General features: G+C 58.5%; 20 protein-coding genes and 1 pseudogene. 12 read left to right on the top strand and 9 right to left on the bottom strand.

All coding sequences use genetic code 11. The features are described 5' to 3' along the window. The first annotated feature begins 83 nt into the window (after positions 1 to 83). Positions 84 to 455 carry a histone-like nucleoid-structuring protein, MvaT/MvaU family gene (locus tag FIU83_RS10545; protein WP_152484017.1) on the top strand — a complete coding sequence of 124 codons (372 nt, stop codon included), beginning with the start codon at positions 84 to 86 and terminating at the stop codon, positions 453 to 455. A 708-nt stretch (positions 456 to 1,163) separates the two neighbouring features. Here FIU83_RS10545 and FIU83_RS10550 read toward each other — a convergent pair. The 3 genes from FIU83_RS10550 to FIU83_RS10560 all read right to left on the bottom strand — a co-directional run bounded on the left by FIU83_RS10550 (position 1,164) and on the right by FIU83_RS10560 (position 2,733). Continuing rightward, entirely contained in the window at positions 1,164 to 1,691 is a 528-nt protein-coding gene (locus FIU83_RS10550) for a hypothetical protein (RefSeq protein WP_152484018.1), read from the bottom strand. A 78-nt stretch (positions 1,692 to 1,769) separates the two neighbouring features. Next, the gene (locus FIU83_RS10555) at positions 1,770 to 2,360 is read right to left on the bottom strand and encodes a hypothetical protein (RefSeq protein WP_152484019.1); all 591 of its coding nucleotides are present in this window, start codon (positions 2,358 to 2,360) and stop codon (positions 1,770 to 1,772) included. 88 nt (positions 2,361 to 2,448) lie between these two features. Continuing rightward, a complete protein-coding gene (locus tag FIU83_RS10560; protein ID WP_172976072.1) occupies positions 2,449 to 2,733 on the bottom strand; it encodes a hypothetical protein in 285 nt (94 codons plus the stop codon). A gap of 508 nt (positions 2,734 to 3,241) precedes the next feature. Here FIU83_RS10560 and FIU83_RS10565 point away from each other — a divergent pair. Beyond that, positions 3,242 to 3,661, top strand: a complete 420-nt coding sequence (locus FIU83_RS10565; protein WP_152484021.1) for a hypothetical protein — start codon at positions 3,242 to 3,244, stop codon at positions 3,659 to 3,661. A 50-nt stretch (positions 3,662 to 3,711) separates the two neighbouring features. On the opposite strand, the gene FIU83_RS10570 is transcribed toward FIU83_RS10565, so the two are convergent. The 3 genes from FIU83_RS10570 to FIU83_RS17640 all read right to left on the bottom strand — a co-directional run bounded on the left by FIU83_RS10570 (position 3,712) and on the right by FIU83_RS17640 (position 5,301). Next, a complete protein-coding gene (locus FIU83_RS10570) occupies positions 3,712 to 4,224 on the bottom strand; it encodes an antitoxin Xre/MbcA/ParS toxin-binding domain-containing protein (RefSeq protein WP_216645026.1) in 513 nt (170 codons plus the stop codon). A gap of 196 nt (positions 4,225 to 4,420) precedes the next feature. Continuing rightward, entirely contained in the window at positions 4,421 to 4,963 is a 543-nt protein-coding gene (locus FIU83_RS10575; RefSeq protein ID WP_253939445.1) for a hypothetical protein, read from the bottom strand. Positions 4,964 to 5,001: 38 nt separating this feature from the next. Continuing rightward, the gene (locus FIU83_RS17640) at positions 5,002 to 5,301 is read right to left on the bottom strand and encodes a hypothetical protein (protein ID WP_253939446.1); all 300 of its coding nucleotides are present in this window, start codon (positions 5,299 to 5,301) and stop codon (positions 5,002 to 5,004) included. Between the two features lie 681 nt (positions 5,302 to 5,982). Here FIU83_RS17640 and FIU83_RS10580 point away from each other — a divergent pair. Continuing rightward, positions 5,983 to 6,372, top strand: coding sequence for a hypothetical protein (locus FIU83_RS10580; RefSeq protein WP_152484023.1), 390 nt, complete (start codon positions 5,983 to 5,985; stop codon positions 6,370 to 6,372). A 296-nt stretch (positions 6,373 to 6,668) separates the two neighbouring features. Here FIU83_RS10580 and FIU83_RS10585 read toward each other — a convergent pair whose 3' ends face one another. Next, entirely contained in the window at positions 6,669 to 7,082 is a 414-nt protein-coding gene (locus FIU83_RS10585; protein ID WP_253939447.1) for a cytochrome c, read from the bottom strand. An 843-nt stretch (positions 7,083 to 7,925) separates the two neighbouring features. Here FIU83_RS10585 and FIU83_RS10590 point away from each other — a divergent pair. From FIU83_RS10590 to FIU83_RS10605, 4 genes are all read left to right on the top strand, one after another. Then, on the top strand, positions 7,926 to 8,672 hold the full coding sequence (locus FIU83_RS10590; RefSeq protein WP_216645027.1) for a TVP38/TMEM64 family protein: 747 nt from the start codon (positions 7,926 to 7,928) through the stop codon (positions 8,670 to 8,672). A gap of 486 nt (positions 8,673 to 9,158) precedes the next feature. Then, on the top strand, positions 9,159 to 9,497 hold the full coding sequence (locus tag FIU83_RS10595; RefSeq protein ID WP_152484025.1) for a cation transporter: 339 nt from the start codon (positions 9,159 to 9,161) through the stop codon (positions 9,495 to 9,497). A 211-nt stretch (positions 9,498 to 9,708) separates the two neighbouring features. Beyond that, positions 9,709 to 10,800, top strand: a complete 1,092-nt coding sequence (locus tag FIU83_RS10600) for a YncE family protein (RefSeq protein ID WP_152484026.1) — start codon at positions 9,709 to 9,711, stop codon at positions 10,798 to 10,800. A gap of 92 nt (positions 10,801 to 10,892) precedes the next feature. After that, complete coding sequence (locus tag FIU83_RS10605) at positions 10,893 to 11,615, top strand: cytochrome c biogenesis CcdA family protein (RefSeq protein ID WP_152484027.1); 723 nt, start codon at positions 10,893 to 10,895, stop codon at positions 11,613 to 11,615. A 148-nt stretch (positions 11,616 to 11,763) separates the two neighbouring features. Here FIU83_RS10605 and FIU83_RS10610 read toward each other — a convergent pair whose 3' ends face one another. Both FIU83_RS10610 and FIU83_RS17645 read right to left on the bottom strand, forming a co-directional pair. Continuing rightward, positions 11,764 to 12,780 carry a L,D-transpeptidase family protein gene (locus FIU83_RS10610; RefSeq protein WP_253939594.1) on the bottom strand — a complete coding sequence of 339 codons (1,017 nt, stop codon included), beginning with the start codon at positions 12,778 to 12,780 and terminating at the stop codon, positions 11,764 to 11,766. Between the two features lie 80 nt (positions 12,781 to 12,860). Then, a pseudogene (locus FIU83_RS17645) lies at positions 12,861 to 13,040 on the bottom strand (hypothetical protein); the annotation flags it as partial. Between the two features lie 959 nt (positions 13,041 to 13,999). On the opposite strand from FIU83_RS17645, the gene FIU83_RS10620 reads away from it, so the two are divergent. The 5 genes from FIU83_RS10620 (at position 14,000) to FIU83_RS10640 (ending at position 18,333) form a co-directional block, all read left to right on the top strand. Further along, a complete protein-coding gene (locus tag FIU83_RS10620; protein ID WP_152484029.1) occupies positions 14,000 to 14,353 on the top strand; it encodes a YHS domain-containing protein in 354 nt (117 codons plus the stop codon). Then, positions 14,346 to 14,684, top strand: coding sequence for a DUF5676 family membrane protein (locus FIU83_RS10625; protein ID WP_253939448.1), 339 nt, complete (start codon positions 14,346 to 14,348; stop codon positions 14,682 to 14,684). Before FIU83_RS10620 ends, FIU83_RS10625 begins: the two co-directional genes overlap by 8 nt. Positions 14,685 to 14,687: 3 nt before the next feature. After that, positions 14,688 to 15,359: an isoprenylcysteine carboxylmethyltransferase family protein gene (locus tag FIU83_RS10630; RefSeq protein ID WP_152484030.1), complete on the top strand. Its 672-nt coding sequence runs from the start codon at positions 14,688 to 14,690 to the stop codon at positions 15,357 to 15,359. A 184-nt stretch (positions 15,360 to 15,543) separates the two neighbouring features. Then, positions 15,544 to 15,798: an SHOCT domain-containing protein gene (locus tag FIU83_RS10635; RefSeq protein WP_152484031.1), complete on the top strand. Its 255-nt coding sequence runs from the start codon at positions 15,544 to 15,546 to the stop codon at positions 15,796 to 15,798. A gap of 99 nt (positions 15,799 to 15,897) precedes the next feature. Further along, a complete protein-coding gene (locus tag FIU83_RS10640; protein ID WP_253939449.1) occupies positions 15,898 to 18,333 on the top strand; it encodes a copper-translocating P-type ATPase in 2,436 nt (811 codons plus the stop codon). The last annotated feature ends 44 nt before the right edge of the window (positions 18,334 to 18,377 follow it).

The following is an 18,377-nucleotide window of genomic DNA, read 5'->3' on the forward strand; positions in this document are numbered from 1 at the left end:
TGGTCTCATAATAGAAACTGCTCTTGATGCACCTAAAAATTGACATTATACTTCTTCTACAAATCAACTACCCAAGGAATGCCATGTCAATTCTCACAACCTACATGAAGAAGGAACAGCAGCTCAAGCATCTTCAGGAAGAGATGGATAGGCTTAAGAGTGACGACCGCCTCAAGGCTGAGCTTCAGTTTAAGGATAAACTGGAGACTCTGATGCGCGAGTTTGACCGGTCGGCTTCAGACGTCATCAAACTGCTTGATCCGCAACAGACAGCTGCCAAGCCTTCCAGCACCACGAACACTGGGCGTGCAAAGCGAAAACTGAAGATCTACAAGAACCCGAACACTGGCGAAGTCGTAGAGACACGCGGCGGCAATCAGAAAACGCTAAAAGCATGGAAAGATGAATACGGCTCAGACACCGTCGAAGGATGGCTGGTGAGAACAGAAAATTAAACAGGCTCACGCTCTGCCGGCCTGAAGCATGGTAGGCAGGGCCGCTTACGGCCAGAAGCGGTCTTTCAAAGCAATCTGATATAATCGCCGGAAACGAAAAGCATTTCATGGCCACATTGATGGCTGGATTCTCCCCACAAAAAATCCTATATTAATCATATTTACAAGGTCGCGGTTCGTTTCGGGCAGCCCAATATCCGTCTTGGAATGCCGATGAAAGCTCACCTTTCCCGAGAGAGTCATCATATGCCGATGGCATCTGCTCTTTTCTCTCACCGTACCTGCTACATTCATCTGCAAGCCCAATGTCATATCCCACTCGATATGCTTCATCCGCAGTCGGACCGGAATCCCCACAGCCAGCTAATATGAGTGTAAAAAAAGGCATCATCCAATAGAGACTCCGCGGCCCGCTTAGTATTTTATGCATTATGCAAACCATTTTGATTCCCAGCAATGTCTTAAAAACGATTTAATTATAATATATAGCAACGCCAAATTCATAATGTCTTTATAGCTACCTAGTCGACTTTATCAGCTTAACCTGATGTTCAATATTCGGCCAGAAGCGGACTTTCGGAGAGACCTCATGTGACGCCCACGTTCAGCAGGCTCAAACGGAGCATGGCGTTTTCGCGATAATGCCGAAGGCATGGGGAAAAAAGCCGTGCGGAGTTTGGGGTCCGATGGAACTAATTGTTAGGGCATTCACCATGCTTTTGCCTCAAACTCCCCAGTTTCTGCGTTCCGAGTGAACTCTACTCTGGACGGGTAATCTCTGCCTACGAGACGAAATACCGACAAAACCACCTCAATGGGTACGTAGTAAACCTTTTGATTTTTCGTTTTATCCGATGCCACAAACACCCCTTCTATCTTGTTTTCTCCAACTAGTGAAAATACGTAGCTATGGATGAACAGATTGCAGACAAAGCCAATATCCCTAAATTCTTGGTTGGACTTCGCTAAATCGTAGTGATCTTCGACAATGTGGTGATTAAGCCAGTCAACTGGCTTTTTGTTTGGATGCCAAATGAGCTCGAATCTTTCCTTCTTCGTGCTATCCGAGACTTTTACCGTTTCGAGTAGCTTCCGGACTGAATAGAACCCTATGAAAAGTTCTTCCTCCACCTGTACAAGTGTTGATTCGCGTATGTTTTCGCCAAGACGAACCCTTCGCAGCCATGTGGCAGCTTTAAGCAATGGCTCCTTCCAGTAAGACGACTCGTAGATCATGGTGGCTTCAAGCCTTAACGTGCGCAATAAGCCGCGCGAGATACGAGCGTCGGCTTGATGACGTTGTTGGGCAACAAGCTAGTATGGAGCATGACCATGAACCTCTCTGGAAAAATCTTTGAGCTCAGAGACTAACCATTCGAAGCGTCCTTGCCTCTTTAACCACGCACCACAAGCGCCCATACGATCAAACTCTGTGACTTTCTTCGCTGCAGACTTCGCTTGGTAACTGTCGTGAGCCGCATAGTTTCGAAGTGCAGACAAATGCACGATCGGTTCCTTGTATTTATCCTTTTTAAGAATCGTTACAAGATAGTGGTTTGATGGAACATATTTCTTGACTAGCTTTATCAGACCGTCTCTCCCTTTAAAGTCAAAATATCCACCCCCTACGATTAAGTATTCGCACAATTCGTTAGTGACATGAGCAGGAAATTCAATGCCTGTCGTTTGTGAGATCGTGGAAGTGTCATTGTTGATGGCACCCGTTAGCGCTTCGAGCATGAGATTCTCAAACTCACGGTACAACCGGATGATCGCGTATTCGTAACACCATGTTACGTGAGAGTCCGAAAGATGGGCTTCCGCCTCTCCCACATAACCAAGTAACTCGTCAGACTTTTCTTCGAACCACTCCGCAGACTTCTTGATGCTCTTCTTTCGCGGCACGGAACCCTCCTTTTACGCCCAACGCAGAACTTTGCGGAAATTTTTGAGCCGCGAAGCAGCGGAAAAATTGTCCACCAACAGTGACTTGTTAACTACTCTTATCCGGCACGAGCTCAACCGGATCACCATCCACGGCACCTTCTTTCCTAAAGTGAGTTTCGGAGACCACCTCTATATACTTTGTTTTCGAGAACTGGTGTCGAACAACATAACCAGCGAAAGTTCTGCCTGACCATTCGATTTTGACAGGCCACCATCGAAGAGAGCCAATTTTCGAATCCCTCTGGGTTTCATCAGATGGCTCGCCGAGCGTCTCCAGTGCTACCCGTAAATCATGAACAGATACATTCAGCGTTCCTCGTTGAAGCTGCATGCCAGCTACTCTACAACGCTCTGCCTGCACCTCCTCTGGTACTTGGCTAGCGCCTCCAGCACCATCTCGAATTGTTCCTTCGATCATTACCCCACCATTCAGGTTAACACTGATGAGCGCGCCTGCTGCCTTTCCGGCATGTCAGCTTTGGGTCGAAAGCCGACATACCCCAACATTAGCATAGGCTAAATATTTTCTCACCCGCAAAATGCGTGCGATAAAAAACCTTAACATATAATTTTTGTAGAATGAACGATATTGAAATTGAGATAATATTGCATTGTAAAAGTCATCGCCGCGACTTTTCCTGCTAATCATTCTACATCGACCACTGATTATATACAAGCCGCGCCTATACGTTCCGTGTCAAAATTATAGTTTCTCAAGTGAGTTTTTCAATAAATTTCTATGTAATCAGCTTCGATTGCGTTTATACTTAGTAGTCAGAACAACTCATGGGGATGAGCGTCGTGATACCCACATCTTTCCGCGATCCAAGGAGGCAACGATGGCACCGAATGAGAAGCGAAGCGACTTACTAAAAGCCCTCGAGGGCAGCTTTCGTCGGTTCGATGAACCATGCACGCCCGTTTTGGATCTCGACGATACAGCCGATCGCGCCTCTATGATGCTCTTGGCGGAAATATCGGATGACTGGCGATTAAGTAATGGAGAGGTAATCGCACTCTTGGGCAGTATGCCCATCCCCCCGCTCTCGGTCGAGCAGCGAGAGCGCATCCTGGAGCTATCGCGCCTGCATTACTATCTAGGGATTTTGTATGAACCTGGCATGTGTCGTGAGTGGATCCGTCGTCGTATGCCACTGTTTGATGGGCGTTCTCTGATTGAGAGCGCTATCATTGACTCTACTGCAGTGCGTTATGCAATGGGCCGAGTATTGGCCCTCATTAATGGCGATTTCTCGTAACCTTAAAGATCTTGAGATGACGAGCAGCTCTGTAGTCAGTGGACCACCTCTCACGTATACACCCCATACTCCAGGCGCATGATCAGGTCATAAACTCGTTGAGGCTCTTCAATCATTACGTCTGCTGGCGTGCGGCCTCGAAGCGCAATTTCTGGGCTAGTCATCCAGCGTTCGGCACCTTCTCGGCTCTCAAGCAACCTCTCGGCGGCTTGCCAGATATCTATCTCGCTAGGTGCATCCAGAATTTCGCGACCAACATCGGGCATGTCCTGCCAGGCTTTCAGCTCGTCAGGGTGTGGAGCCTGAAGATCGCACTTTGCTAACAGCTGATCGAGCGAGTAAGGCCGCTCACCCACGGGAACAGCCTCTGTGGTATCAACGCCACGTCGTATAAGCGTTTCCCGCAGCCAGGCCTCTACTTTAGCGCACACCGTATCATTTTCTTCTGACGAAACGAGAGTGGCGTCGATGTCACCGCTGAGGCGTATGAAAAACCTATCAGGGATGGTAAGGGAGTAACCACCGCGCAGGTAGGCGATGATCTCGCCGCTCATAGCGGCCATGTAGGATCGGTCGCTCTGTAGGCACTCCAGCGCCTCGCGGAAGCTCTCCAAGGGCTGGAGGAAGCGGTCACGGAGGTCGATGGCCCGGTAGGCAAAGATCCGTGCTAGCGGTTCTGTGGGAGGATGTGATGACTGTGTCATAGGAGGCTACCCAGCTGAGGGCTTGGCTATCAGGGTAGCCTATGGTCACCGCGGTCTAGGTCGCTCTCCTACGGGTACCGGCGTCAATCCAGGAAGGCAGCGTCGACAGCGACAGGCGGGTCTTGAAGCGACCAGCGATCTCGGAGAAGTCGTTGGCCTTGGCGGTGGTCATCTCGCCAAGCACCGTATCCATGTCGGCTTGGGAGGTGACCACGATCCAGGCCCGGCCGCCGCAGATGATGCCGAGGTCCTCGGTGAACGCCTGCAGGGTCAGCATCAGCCGGGTGTTGCTGCCGATGAACTGCCCTACCTCGTCGAGCATTAAGACGATGCGCTGGGCGGGGGACTTGGCATCCAGGTACTCCTTCACCAAGCGGCAGAAGTTCTCCACCGAGACGCTGAAGGTCTCCTCGGAGTCCTCGAACCACTTGTGGGCGGCATCTGGTGACAGGTCCAGGGTCTGACTGATCGCCTGCTCGATATCGTCCTGGTAGAACTGGAAGCCGTCGCGCTCCTCCTCCCAGACCATGCCGCTGGCCTCCTGAAAGGCCGCCTTGAAGCGCTCCAGCACCACACGCTGGGCCAGATGGCGCTCCATTTGGGGATATGCGGGTGGTCACAGCTGAAGCCCTGGTATTAGACGTTGAAGATCGGATTGCCGCCGTCGTTGAAACTCGCCTTGCTGTCGATGTTGAACAGGATGACGTCCGCAGGCTGCTGCATGGCCTTGGTGACGTCGGCCCGGATCATTGGATCGTGAAGCTTGTGCTCATCGAAGAAGTCGGCGGCGCGGCGGTGGTTGCCGGCCTCGTCCTCGGACTCGATCCTGAATTCAAGCAATAAGCGCATCACCTGCGGTATCCAGGGCTCCTGAGTATTCTCCCAAGAACACCTGCGCCGGTGTCCGATAGCCGAGCCGTTTTCGGGGGCGGTCATTCAGCTTCTTGACCACTCTGCGTAGCTCGACATCGGTGACCTTCCGGAAGTCCGTTCCCTTGGGGAGTATTGCCGTACCAGGCCGTTGGTGTTCTCGTTGCTCCCACGCTGGCCGGAGCAGTAGGGATCACATAAGTACGTCGCTGCAGTCACCGCCTTGGCCACGGCATCGTGGCCGGCGAATTCCGAGCCATTGTCCAAGGTAATGGTCTGGACAGCTCCCGACGCGGCTTCAACAGACGGATCATGGCCGCTTGTGTCAGCTCCGCTGAGCTCCTGGGCGGAGCCTGTCGACACAGTTGGCACATGAAATGGTTTCGGCTCTTTAAAATCCTGCTGCCTGCGGCACCGGATCCCGCTCGGGATTCAAGTACACCACGCCCGGCAAGCTGAGGGTCCGGATCTCGCCTGACCAGCGCTCCGGGTGGCGCTGCTTTGCGGCCTCATAAACTACTCTACCTGTGCTGGAACGCCCTCGGACTCACCACTATGCCGCTAGATCTATTCATCGGTTCCTCACACCTTAACGGGAAATTCCCGCCACCTATTGATAAAGTCTGTAAGGGATGATACGTCCCCATGAACCGGCAAATATTACCTCTATCTATGACAGTTTTTCAGCGTGAACTCAGGAAACCCTGCCATAGTGATCCTGCATACCGAGCAATAAGGAGGTTCATCATGAGGTCATCACTAGTTCTCACCGCCCTCGCCATCTCGCTGGCGGGCCTCTCCACGGCAGCCTCGGCCCTGGCCAGCCCGCTGTATGAGAATGATGCCGGGCAATCCGCCCAGCTGACGCATTTCATGACCCATAAAGTCCAGGTTTCGGCCACGGCAATCGCCACATGGAGCCCTGGCGACAACCGCTATAGCAGTACCGACAAGACCATGATGGTCGAGTCGTTTCGGCAAGATCATGCCCTGGGGCAAAGCGATGCTTTGTCCAAGAGCAGACCCTATGCCGAACTGGCCAAGGGCATCCAAGCCGGCCCTAAGACAAGTTTCACGGTGGAGACATCGACCTATCATGATAACGAAGACAGGATCGGCAATCCCCTCGACTGGTGACAGGAGGCCGAAGGTCCTGCCCATGTAAAGCTATGGGCAGGACCAAAACGTAAGATTCATCGCACTTTCCGAAGAATGAATGCAATCACATTCAGGGGCAATATCCATTGCAAAAGGGCGCCGCCTGGCGCCATGCCGAGGGAATTCATCCTCTGAATGGTACGAAACCTACCGCTACTCGCTAGGTTGTGAAAGTGCCTGAGCGGCTGAGGCCCATCGCTTTTACGAACCTCACCGATTTCACGTTGCATCGAGAAGAACTTATTATATGTATTCCTGAGTTCTTATCCCTATGATTAACGGCCACCCCTATCAAGCCAAGCCTTGTAGATTCTATCGTCCCATTGGCTCTGAAAGTAGGCGATGGCCGCCTCCTTTTCACCCTCCGATAGCTTATCCTCGAATGCCGGCATTTGCCCCCCCACGGGGATACCGCCTTTATCGATGGTACGCATCAACGTATCGAAGGAATGGTGCCAGGCGTGGGCGGAACCATTCAGCGGCGGTGGTGGATAGGCACCATCGTCCAAGGGACTTCTCCAGTTGAAGGCTCCCTGGGCGCTCCTACCATGGCATTCGGCGCAGTTTTCTACGAACACTTGCTTTCCTCGGTTAACCTGAGCCTGAGCATACCAGCGCCCTTCTACCGCCTCTTCGCCACACCCGCTAATCAACAGCACCATAAAAAGTGACAACAAGGCCTTAAGCATTCGCATCTCTTTCACTCCTTTCACACAATTAACCAAGATCAAGACTGAACAAAACTTAAAATATTCCCACAAGAGACCGCCAGGAATCAATCACAAAGGCGCCCCGTTTTTATCCCTTTACTCTTCCTAAGAAAATGGCTTGGCTTTCTACACCCTTTAGGCTAAAAATAGTTATAATCCCCAATATTCAGCACCATTTCAGCTTGGCTGCGCAGACTGAAAACTGACATGAGTCAACAAAACCACCCTTAACCACTTCCTCATTTTACCCTTGGGCAACCCATAGGTTGTATCCTGATAACAAGCTCGCTTGCGCAACGTGGCGAGAGGTTGACGGCAGACGGCAAAGGAAAGCGACGATGAACAGGCTGGTGCAGTTCATGCCACGGGCAGGAATCACCTGAAGCCTCCTTCTGAGCTGCGCAGGCTATATGCCTGGGTTCATAGAATCACCGCAGCACTTTTGACCACACGGTAGAGGCAGGAAGGCCAGGCGACGACCGAGGGGCCGCACTGGATTCCACCCACCGAAGACGTTGGATCCCGTGTGTGGCAAGACCTCAGCACCGAAAAGGCCAAGCCGAGCGTCCACGATAGCCATGACTACTTTTTCTTCTCCCGTGACTGCCATTGAAGACGGGCAGGACAAAACATGCGCGCTGTGGGGGCTCGGCGTGATAGTGCAACTGGCGAGTGCCGCCGCCCTGAGGCCTCGTCCACTTAAGCGGGCTCAGCATGAGGACAGTGCTCGGACATTGATTGCACCTGCCAGCCGGCTGTCATTCATCCTCAAGGAGGCCGAGTGGGTGCAACGACAAGCGTGGGAGATCAGGATTGGAAAACATGGCCAGGCAGCAGAAGCAGGAGGACGGCGCCCCTTCCCGCTTATCCCAAGCCTCGAGGCGGCGCATCCTATGTGGCGTTGGGCTGCTTGCCGTCTTCCTTGCCACCGCCCTGCTGCTGGGGCGCACCGGGATGCTGCACGCCCTTCAGACAGGCGACACCCTCGAGCAGGCAGTGATACGGCTTGGCCCGCTGGGGCCGGTTCTGGTCATCGGCCTGATGACCCTGGCTATCGTCATGAGCCCGATCCCCAGCGCCCCGATCGCACTCGCCGCCGGCGCGGCCTATGGCCATGCCTGGGGGACGCTCTATGTCGCCACCGGCTCCGGTACGGGTGCGCTGATCGCCTTCTCCATATCCCGCCTGCTGGGATATGACGCCCTGAGGGTCTGGTTCGGCGTACGCCCATCCCCGAGCCTGCTGCAGCGTTTCCTTGGCTCGCAGAATGCCCTGATGGCCGCCGTTTTCGCCACCCGGCTGATGCCGTTCGTCTCGTTCGATGTCATCAGCTACGCGGCAGGGCTCTCGCCTCTCAGGGCCTGGCGCTTTGCCGTCGCGACGCTGCTGGGCGTGTTACCGGCAAGTTTCCTGCTGGCGCATTTCGGCGACGAGCTCGCATCCGAGGACCTGCGCCGCGCGGGCCTCACGGTGCTCGCGCTCGGCACCATCACCCTGCTCCCCCTGGCCTGGAAGGCGGCTCCGGCGCGCTATCGCGCGACCGTAAGGCGCTGGCTGCATCTCGGGTAGCCGAGTCTCAGCCCCGCCAAGCGCCCTGCTTGAAGCGTCAATGATGGGGTTCTGGCATGGGGTACGGGGACGCCTAACCCGGCATGCCTGGCCGACATCCCCATGACGCCCCAACAGGCTCCGCTCATTCAGGGTGGGTTCAGCTTTGCCACCCAGGCTAGGGGTGAGCCTCACGAAACCGGAAATTGCATGACGTCGATCAAGGTTCGGAGCTATCCGCAACCCTGGTGCTCCCCACTCGCTTGACCCTTGCGTTACCCAAGGGTTTTAGGCTTTGGGCCAATCGGCGAAATCCAAGCGCCTAGGCATCACCGGGGTGCTGCCGGAGGCAGAAGGTACGGCGATGGCATCAACGATGCCCTGGGCCAAGGGGTAGGTATCGCCATGGCGACCAGTTCGGTATCGATGCTGGGTAATGCTCTGCAATTACACCGGACGTGGACCTGACCGTGCATGACGCAAATGACAGGGGGGGGGGTGTTCCGTATGTCAAAGAATCAACACCGCCTCGGGGTCTCCGAGGTCAATCTAGTGACTCGCAAGCTGAAGCTCGAGCCCTGCGATGAGGAGGCTTTACGCGTCGCCATGGGAGAGATCGATGAGCTGTACGGGCTCGAGCGAGTCACCTATGACACCGAGAAGCACAAGCTCAGCATGGCCTATGATGCGTCGCGGCTGTGTATCGACCATATCGAGGCGATCCTCGCCCGGCACGCCGTCGAGATCAGCCATGGCTGGTGGACGCGCTTCAAGGAAGACCACTACCGGTTCGTCGACCAGAACATCAAGGACAATGCCAGCAAGGAGCCATGGAGTTGCCATTGACTGCTCTCTTCATCGCCGCCGCAGCCATGTCATTCGGCTCGGTATCGGTGATACGCCACTCCCTGCGCTCGAGCCAAACGAGGATCTGACCACGAGGTCTGTCGATGGCTATTGATCGATGTCGATCTCATCGACGTTTTCCATACCCCCGACCGTCTGCTGACGGTCGCCCACGCCCCACAGGGGCCTCAATACTTAGGACATGTCTCTCATGAAGAACTCTCTGCACAGTTCTTGGCTGGCTAGTCTCATGGCCGGCATCGCCCTCGCAGCCTCAACGACCGCCCTGGCGGCGAGCGACCGGGCCTTCGTGCCGATGGGGACGGCAGATGCCGTGGGTATCATCGACCTGGAGCGTCAGGAGGTGATATCGACCGTGACCGATACGATCAATACCCATGGCTCCGCCCTCACTCCTGACGGACGACACCTCATCGTGGGGAGCCTTTCCCCGCAGGATGCCGGTCGCGAGATCGCTCGTCCCGAGGGGGTGACGGAAGACGAGCACGCGGCCCATCATGGCGATGGCGCAACGACCTCCCCGGAGGAAGCGAGTACCGGCCTGCTCTACGTCGTCGACACGGCCACGAGCCGCATCGTCAGGACCCTGGAGGTGCCAGGGCCCGTGCATCATGTGCTGGTCACGCGAGACGGGCGTCATGCCGTCTCGACCCACCCCACGGGCGGAGGCATCAGCGTGGTGTCGCTGGATAGCGGCCAGGTCATCGCCTCCCTGGCCACGGGGCCGAATCCGAACTACCTGGTTCAGCACGAGGAGGGGGGTAGCATACTGGTCAGCAACGCCGGTAACGGCACCATCAGCGAGGTGGATCCTCAGCACTGGTTCGTGCGGCGCAACATGCGCGTCGACGGGAACCCGGAACACATGGTGCTCTCGAAGGAAGGCAAATCCCTCTACGTCAACGATAATGCCGGGGGCCGCGTCCTAGCGGTGGATCTGACGACAGGGAGTGTGGCCGAAGAATACGAGATCGGCACGGCGCCTCACGGCATCGACCTGAGTCCGGATGGCCAGAGACTCTATGCCACGAGTCAGGGCGACAACCGCCTCGTCAGGATCTCCCTCGAGGACGGCACACGACACAGCGCCGAGCTGGCGCCGGCCCCTTACCATCTCGCCGTGGTGCCCACCGATGGCCGGGTGCTGGTCACCAGCCGGGAAGAGCCCCACCTGTGGATCCTCGCCCCGGATTCCCTCGAGGTGTTGCAGACCCTGGAGTTGGGGGGCATCGGTCACCAGATATCTCTCGAGGCGTCACGTCCCCGATTGACCAATGAGTAGGTGACCACGAAGCCCGCTTCCGCACCTAGGCCGGCACCCCTGACGATCGCCGGCCGATAGCCATTCCTTCATGTCACCCAGGGTGAAGCTCAGTGGAAACACTCTCCTCTATCGGCCTGATCGGCGCCCTCTTCGGCGGGCTGCTGTCGTTCTTCTCGCCCTGCACCCTGCCCTTGCTGCCCGCCTATCTGTCGGTGGTCACTGGCGGCAGCGCCGGCAAGGCAGATCGACGCTTCGAGGCGATGCTGCTGAGCACCTTCTTCGTCTTTGGCTTCAGCGTGATCTTCATCCTGATGGGCCTGGGCGTCACCAGTATCGGCCAGCTCCTTCGCGGCTATCGTCAAGAGCTCAACTGGATTACCGGCAGCATCGTCATCGTGCTCGGCCTGTTCATGACGGGCGTGTTCCGACTACCCGTCCTGCAGCGCAGCTTTCAGTGGTCGCCGGAGCTGAGAGGAGGCTCCCCCATGGCGGCGACCTTCTTCGGCATCTCCTTTGCCATCGGCTGGACGCCCTGCATCGGCCCGATCCTGGGGGCGATCCTGATGGCTACCTCGACCACCACCAACGCCCAGGCCGGCATGCTCTACCTGGCGACCTACTCCCTGGGCCTGGCCCTGCCCTTCCTGGCCAGCACCCTGTTGCTCAACAAGTTCAGCCACTACCGGGGTCATCTCGGCAAGTGGAGTGCCTATGCCCGACCGGTCGCCGGCGTGATCCTTATCCTCATGGGGTTGCTGATCGTCTCCGGGACGCTCACCCGGCTCTCCAGCATCCTGGTGGACTGGTTCCCGGCCCTGGCCACGATCGGCTGAGGGTGCCGATCGGAGTCCAACCGTCGAGTCTTCTGCGACTTCTCGACGTAACGTCATCCACCGGCACGACGTGTTCTGTGTCACCGCGCCAGGCGCCCCCGACACGTTGCTGCCAGGGCGCGGATCAGGTGATGCCTGGATGCCGGCGTCACACTTCAAGGGCTTCGAGAAAGCCCTGCTGGCCCCCCAGGTGTTCGTAGATGCCGCCGGTCTCGCTCTCCGCATCGGCCGCCACGGGTTCGGGTTCCGGCGCCGGTCGGATGGCGATGACCTGGCCATCGGCTGCATCCAGCACCCCGCGCAGCTGTTGATAGTCGAGTGCCAGGGATTCCCCACCGGCAGACTGACCCAGCAACGTCAAGGCATCCAGCAGTTGCGCCATGCCATTCTTCTGCACCTCCAGCGGCTGGTAGGCCTGCACGTAGGGCTTGCCCGCGTGCCAGCCGGCCTTGATCGGTTGATCGATGATGTTGACTTGGGTGCCGACGGGAACCCGAACGAAGATCGATTCGATGTCCTCGGGAAACATGCGGATGCAGCCACGGCTGGCACGCATGCCGATGCCGTCCGGCCGGTTGGTGCCGTGGATGAGATAGCCGTCGAAGCCGAGCAGGATCGCGTGGTCGCCGAGGGGGTTGTCCGGCCCCGGCGGGACCACAGCGGGCGCCTGCTCGCCACGCGCCGCCGCTTCCTGACGCACCGACTCGGGCGGATACCAGGCGGGGTTCTCGATGCGCATGGTGGTCTCGGTCTTGCCGAGCGGGGTGTCGAAGCCTTCACGACCGATGCCGATGGGATAGGTCTCGACCCGCGGCGCCTCGCCCTCCTCCACCTCCGGGTAGTAGTAGAGGCGGAGTTCGGCGAGGTTGATCACGATGCCCTCGCGGGGCACCGGCGGCAGCAGGCGCTGCGCCGGGATCACTACCTCTGTGCCCTCCCCGGGCATCCAGACGCTGAGATCGGGATTGGCGCGACGAATCTCCTCATATCCCAGGTTGTGCTCGCGGGCGAGGTCGAGCAACGTCTCCTCGGCACCCGCCTCGACGGTATAGTCCTGCCCGATCAGGTCGCCCCGCTCGGGCAGCGGGTAGTGGCCCTTGGGCCAGTCGTCTGGCGCCCCCGCCGCCTGGAGGGGAGCGCTCCCGGCGGCCAGCAGCAGTACCACTGCCTGAAGCCAGCGCAGAGCCTGACTCACTCCTGTTCGACCAGGCCCATTGGTATCATTCGTCATAACACTATCCTCCGTCACCAGGGAGTCGATATGGGGCGTTCCGGCTGTCGCGCCTTGCCCACCGGGCGAGGTTGGCGACGTGACCACGCCACCAGCGCCATCCCCGCCACCAGCATCGGCAGCGTCAGCCGCTGGCCCATGGTCAGCCAACCAAAGGCGATGCACCCCAGATGGGGATCGGGCAGCCGGATGAACAACTTGGTGGGTTTACACAGCTAGCGGCCAGACCGTGCTCCGGACCGGCGCTGGCGGCAGGGGGGATAGCAGTAAGGGAAAGGGTGAGCAACATCACGTCATTGCAGTGTCTGCAGGGCGCACTGCAGATTGTCAGCCCACCCTGCTCATCGGTTGCTTCCCGCATGGCAGGTACCGAGGCCAGATCAAAAGCCGACTCGACCGCACAGGAATCACCGGCATGATATTCGTCCGCCATGACGAGACCCGGCATCGCTACGCTGATACCCAGCAACTATGTCATGACAAGGCGCGGCATAGGCATCGCCTGGTTCCAAAAGCGCGGATTTCGGCGTGAGTATTTCACGCTACCAGCACAGGCCACAACCTCGATGCCGCACCGAGGTTTACCGCGCCATATGACCTGATTGTGGGTCAATAGGTTCTGGACCATCTTGGAAGGCATCTACACGGAGCCACCTCGGCCACGCTACCACCATATGGCCATGGCGCCACGGCTTGTCACCGCCTGCGGCACGCCAAGAGCCCTTCCCATCCTCTCTTCGGTTCCAGTCTACCTGCTGAGCCAACGCTTCAGAGGCTAAGTCTGACCACACTCCCCAGCCCCACGACTCCAGACGGATACGCGGGGAGATAACCCGTGCCCGCATCGATCCAGGTGACTGCCGGAGTGGCCGCTGTGCGTGCAGAGGCTCTTCCCAGCAGACGCTGGCTGCATCTTGATGCCGTAAACCACCGCCAGGCGTCGGGGGTGCTTCACTGTTCAGCATCAATTCAGTTTCGTTGCGTATGCTTTGAAACACTCCGCAAAACCGAGAGACGTAGGGAAGCGACTCCGGCCTTGGGCTTGGTGCCACGCAGAGGTTCTAACCTTTCTCTAGAAGATAGCGTCTCGGCATATCGCATAAGTCGGCCGATATGACACGGGCCCCGATAATGAAATAGCAGGAGAGAGTCCATGAACGAGCTCATATATTTCATGCTCTGGGCGGGAATCATCTTTCTGATGATGCGTTTTGGCTGCGGTGCTCACGTGATGGGTCATGGTCGTGGCAAAGCCAAGCATGGCAAGGGGGCGTCAGAGAGGCAGACGACCACCGAGAGCCTGCGCTGGATTCCGCCAGCCGAGGACGTCGATCCCGTCTGTGGCAAGACCGTCAGCACAGAAAAGGCCAAGCCGAGTGTCCACGAGGGCCATGTCTATTACTTCTGCTCACGTGACTGCCGGGAACGCTTCGAGGCCGCGCCCGAACAGCATCTCGCACCGGCAGCAAAAGTTTTACCTACCCAGCCGGAGAACGAAGATGCCTGATGCCGATGTTCCGCCGCCAGCCAAGCCTCGTTCCGGAACCCGCTTGCCGGTTCAAGCCACGCCACGGATTCCTGTGATCTCGCTCGGGATGAGCATGGGGCTGTTTCTGGCCGTCACCTTCATCCTGTGTGTTGGGTTCGACCTGCTGTTTCCCGACCAAGCGATGTATGAGAGCTGGCTGCGCTTGTTGCCAGGTTTTACTTGGCTCAGTTGGTCAAGCTTCTTCCTAGGCCTGGCTGAAAGCTTCGGCTACGGCTGGTACATAGCCCTGGTCTTCGGCCCGCTCTACAACTTCTTTGTCACACGCCTCAACCGGCGCAGTGGAGCGTAGGCCATGAACGAATCCCTCAATCATACTGGTGACTGGGGCCTCGCGCTGATCGTCATCGTCTTGGTGTCCTGGTTCTTCTATCGCTATTTCGCACCGAAGAACTGGCGCGAATGGACCGGTGCCGGCGCGGTGCAGGCCTTTATCATCGCGCTTTACGCCGAGATGTATGGCTTTCCGCTCACAATCTATCTATTGGTGCGCTTCTTCGGTCTGGATAGCGAGTATGTCAGCGCCAGCCTCTGGTCGACGCTGGTGGGACTGGGAGAAGCCGGCATGCTTGTCTCCATGCTGTTTGGCTACGGGCTAGCGTTTACCGGCATCGGCATCTTTATTCAGGGCTGGCGGCAAGTCTACAAGGCACGGCGCGAGAACCACCCGGTGACCGGCGGACTCTATTCCCTAGTACGGCATCCCCAATACACCGGTTTGTTCATTGCCTTGTTCGGTGAGGGTGTAGTGCATTGGCCGACGCTATTCTCGGTCGGCCTGTTTCCGGTGGTCGTGCTTTCCTATGCCTGGCTGGCCCACCGCGAAGAACGGCAGATGCTGGCTCGATTCGGTGACGGCTATCGCGCCTATCAGCGGCGGGTACCGATGTTTATTCCTCGCTGGGGACAGTGGCGGAAGCTAGCCGATACCTCACGCAATACTCACGATGAGCCGAGGGTTCACTGACATCCTGAATTCACACAACAACAAATGCGTTCGGCGTTAATTTCATTCTACTGAAGATGCCGAACGTTGACCAGGATCAAGAGCAGGATACTTTCACCTCTATCTTATCTTGACCATTGGGTTACCCACAGGTTTTAGCCTGACATCAAGGCAGGGTATTTCAACATGTAAAGGAGGTTCGACCATGTGGGGCGACATGATGGCGTATATGGGGAGTTACGGCTGGGGGCATATGTTCTTCGGCGGGCTCATGATGGTGTTGTTCTGGGGCGCCGTCATTGCCTTGGCCGTTCTCCTGGTGCGTGGCCTGACCCGAGGCCGGGGCGTGCTCCTTTCTCAACAGCGTCCAACGGCACTGGACCTTCTGCAAGAACGCTACGCCCGCGGCGAGATCGATCAGCGTGAATACGAGCAACGCAGACGCGATCTGCAAGATTGACGACGCGGCCTAGGCGCCAAGGCGACAAGGCGTCCCTCGCTCGCGGGAAGGAAGACCCTGCGATCCCCCCTAGCCAACGAAGGTAACGGAGACGACTTCATGACTCAGCAGCACATCAAGCGGCGTGAGCACTCGCATCACGGCAAGCTGAAGGAAGGCACAGATGCCGGCTCCATTAACGCCAGCGATCAAGGGGCTTCCCAGTACACCTGCCCGATGCACCCGGAGGTCGTTTCCGATCAGCCGGGTGATTGCCCGAAGTGCGGCATGCACCTCGTGCCCATGGGAAGCGACGACACTCAAGCACCATCCGATCATGGTAAGCATACCCAGTGCCACGGACATGGCACCGACCATGCGGGAGGCGAACCGGTTCGCGGCGGCAAGTACGACAAGGTGCCGGCCGGGCATGCCGGCGCCGTCTACACCTGCCCGATGCACCCCGAAGTGCGCCAGACCACTCCCGGTGCCTGTCCTCTGTGCGGCATGGGGCTGGAGCTGGAATCGGCGGCGGTCGGCGATGAAGGGCCGAATCCCGAGCTGGTCGATTTTACCCGACGCTTCTGGGTCGCGGCCGTGCTCACGCTTCCGGTCCTGATTCTGACGATGAGCCCCTACCTGGGCTTCGGGGCCATTCGCGACTTCTTCGGTGAACGCAACGCGATGTGGATCGAGCTGGTGCTCAGCACGCCGGTAATCCTTTGGTCCGGCTGGCCGTTCTTCGTACGCGGCGTTAATTCCTTCCGCACGATGAACCTCAACATGTTCAGCCTGATCGGCATGGGGGTCGGCGCGGCCTATCTCTTCTCGATCGTCGCGGTGCTGGCGCCCGGCATCTTCCCCGACGGCTTTCGCCGGGAAGACGGCACCGTCGGCGTCTACTTCGAGGCCGCCGCGGTAATCGTCACCCTGGTCCTGCTAGGCCAGGTGATGGAGCTGCGCGCCCGCGAAGGCACCGGCAAGGCGATCCGCGCGTTGATGGACATGGCCGCCAAAACCGCCCGGGTGATCCGGCCCGACGGCAGCGAAGAGGAGGTGGCGCTGGAAGACGTGCAGGTGGGTGACCGCCTGCGGGTGCGTCCCGGCGACAAGGTACCGGTGGACGGCGTGGTCGTCGAGGGCCGCTCCTCGATCGACGAGTCGATGATCTCGGGCGAGCCGGTGCCGGTGGAAAAGGTCAAAGACGACAAGGTCACCGGGGCCACGATCAACGGCACCGGCAGCCTGGTCATGGAGGCCACCCGCGTCGGTGCCGATACCATGCTCAGCCAGATCGTCGAGATGGTGGCCGCTGCCCAGCGCAGCCGTGCGCCGATCCAGAAATTCGCCGACAAGGTAGCAGGCACGTTCGTCCCCGCGGTGATCGGTGTCGCCATTCTCTCCTTCATTGCCTGGGCGATCTGGGGCCCCGCACCGTCGCTCTCCTATGCGCTGGTCTCGGCGGTGGCGGTGTTGATCATCGCCTGCCCCTGCGCCCTGGGCCTCGCCACCCCGATGTCGATCATGACGGCCACCGGGCGCGGCGCCCAGGCCGGCGTACTGATCAAGAATGCCGAGGCGCTGGAGCGTTTCGCCAAGGTCGACACGCTGATGGTTGACAAGACCGGCACCCTGACCGAAGGCAAGCCGAAGCTGGTAGCGGTGCTGCCGGAGTCGGGGCATGACGAGGCCGAGGTGCTGCGCCTGGCGGCCAGCCTCGAGAAAGGCTCCGAGCACCCGCTGGCCGAGGCCATCGTCGCCGGCGCAGAGGAGCGCGGCGTATCCCTCGCCGATGCTACCGATTTCGAGGCCGTGACCGGCATGGGCGTCAAGGGGGGCGTGGACGGCAAGTCGGTGGCACTCGGCAACGCCAAGCTGATGGCCGAGCTGGGCCTCGACGGTGGGCAGATTTCCGAAACCGCCAACGCCCGCCGCGATGAGGGCGAGACGGTGATGTTCGTCGTGCTCGACGGCCAGATCGCCGGCCTGGTCAGTGTGGCCGACCCGGTCAAGGAGACCACGCCCGACGCCCTGAAGGCGCTGCACCAACTCGGCTTTCGCATCATCATGGCCACCGGCGATAACGAGCGTACCGCCCGTGCCGTCGCCGGCCGGCTGGGCATCGACGAGATCCGCGCCGACGTGCTGCCCGAAGACAAGGCCCGCATCATCCGTGAATTGCAGGAACAAGGCCGCAAGGTGGCCATGGCCGGCGATGGGGTGAACGACGCCCCCGCCCTGGCCCAGGCGGATGTCGGCATCGCCATGGGCACCGGCGCCGACGTGGCGATCGAAAGCGCCGGCTTCACGCTGGTCAAGGGCAACCTCGACGGCATCGTGCGGGCCCGCAAGCTGTCGCTGGCCACCATGCGCAACATCAAGCAGAACCTGTTCTTCGCCCTGGTCTACAACGGGGCCGGAGTACCGATCGCCGCCGGGATCCTCTATCCATTCCTCGGCATCCTGATCGGGCCGATGTTCGCCGCCTTCGCGATGAGCGCGTCTTCGCTGTCGGTGGTCATGAACTCGCTGCGCCTGCGCCGGGTGAGGATCTGACCATGAGTGACGATAAAGGGTGGCTGGAGCGAGGACCCAGCAAG

Source organism: Halomonas sp. THAF5a, assembly GCF_009363755.1.
In the GTDB taxonomy this organism is placed as follows: domain Bacteria; phylum Pseudomonadota; class Gammaproteobacteria; order Pseudomonadales; family Halomonadaceae; genus Halomonas.

Coding starts and splice junctions, on each gene's coding strand:
- FIU83_RS10595 (WP_152484025.1), top strand. CDS start 9,159: ATGTCAAAGAATCAACACCGCCTCGGGGTCTCCGAGGTCAATCTAGTG.
- FIU83_RS10565 (WP_152484021.1), top strand. CDS start 3,242: ATGGCACCGAATGAGAAGCGAAGCGACTTACTAAAAGCCCTCGAGGGC.
- FIU83_RS10620 (WP_152484029.1), top strand. CDS start 14,000: ATGAACGAGCTCATATATTTCATGCTCTGGGCGGGAATCATCTTTCTG.
- FIU83_RS10575 (WP_253939445.1), bottom strand. CDS start 4,963: ATGGAGCGCCATCTGGCCCAGCGTGTGGTGCTGGAGCGCTTCAAGGCG.
- FIU83_RS10545 (WP_152484017.1), top strand. CDS start 84: ATGTCAATTCTCACAACCTACATGAAGAAGGAACAGCAGCTCAAGCAT.
- FIU83_RS10635 (WP_152484031.1), top strand. CDS start 15,544: ATGTGGGGCGACATGATGGCGTATATGGGGAGTTACGGCTGGGGGCAT.
- FIU83_RS10625 (WP_253939448.1), top strand. CDS start 14,346: ATGCCTGATGCCGATGTTCCGCCGCCAGCCAAGCCTCGTTCCGGAACC.
- FIU83_RS10640 (WP_253939449.1), top strand. CDS start 15,898: ATGACTCAGCAGCACATCAAGCGGCGTGAGCACTCGCATCACGGCAAG.
- FIU83_RS17640 (WP_253939446.1), bottom strand. CDS start 5,301: ATGACCGCCCCCGAAAACGGCTCGGCTATCGGACACCGGCGCAGGTGT.
- FIU83_RS10600 (WP_152484026.1), top strand. CDS start 9,709: ATGAAGAACTCTCTGCACAGTTCTTGGCTGGCTAGTCTCATGGCCGGC.
- FIU83_RS10590 (WP_216645027.1), top strand. CDS start 7,926: ATGGCCAGGCAGCAGAAGCAGGAGGACGGCGCCCCTTCCCGCTTATCC.
- FIU83_RS10585 (WP_253939447.1), bottom strand. CDS start 7,082: ATGCTTAAGGCCTTGTTGTCACTTTTTATGGTGCTGTTGATTAGCGGG.
- FIU83_RS10550 (WP_152484018.1), bottom strand. CDS start 1,691: ATGATCTACGAGTCGTCTTACTGGAAGGAGCCATTGCTTAAAGCTGCC.
- FIU83_RS10580 (WP_152484023.1), top strand. CDS start 5,983: ATGAGGTCATCACTAGTTCTCACCGCCCTCGCCATCTCGCTGGCGGGC.
- FIU83_RS10570 (WP_216645026.1), bottom strand. CDS start 4,224: ATGGCCGCTATGAGCGGCGAGATCATCGCCTACCTGCGCGGTGGTTAC.
- FIU83_RS10630 (WP_152484030.1), top strand. CDS start 14,688: ATGAACGAATCCCTCAATCATACTGGTGACTGGGGCCTCGCGCTGATC.
- FIU83_RS10560 (WP_172976072.1), bottom strand. CDS start 2,733: ATGCAGCTTCAACGAGGAACGCTGAATGTATCTGTTCATGATTTACGG.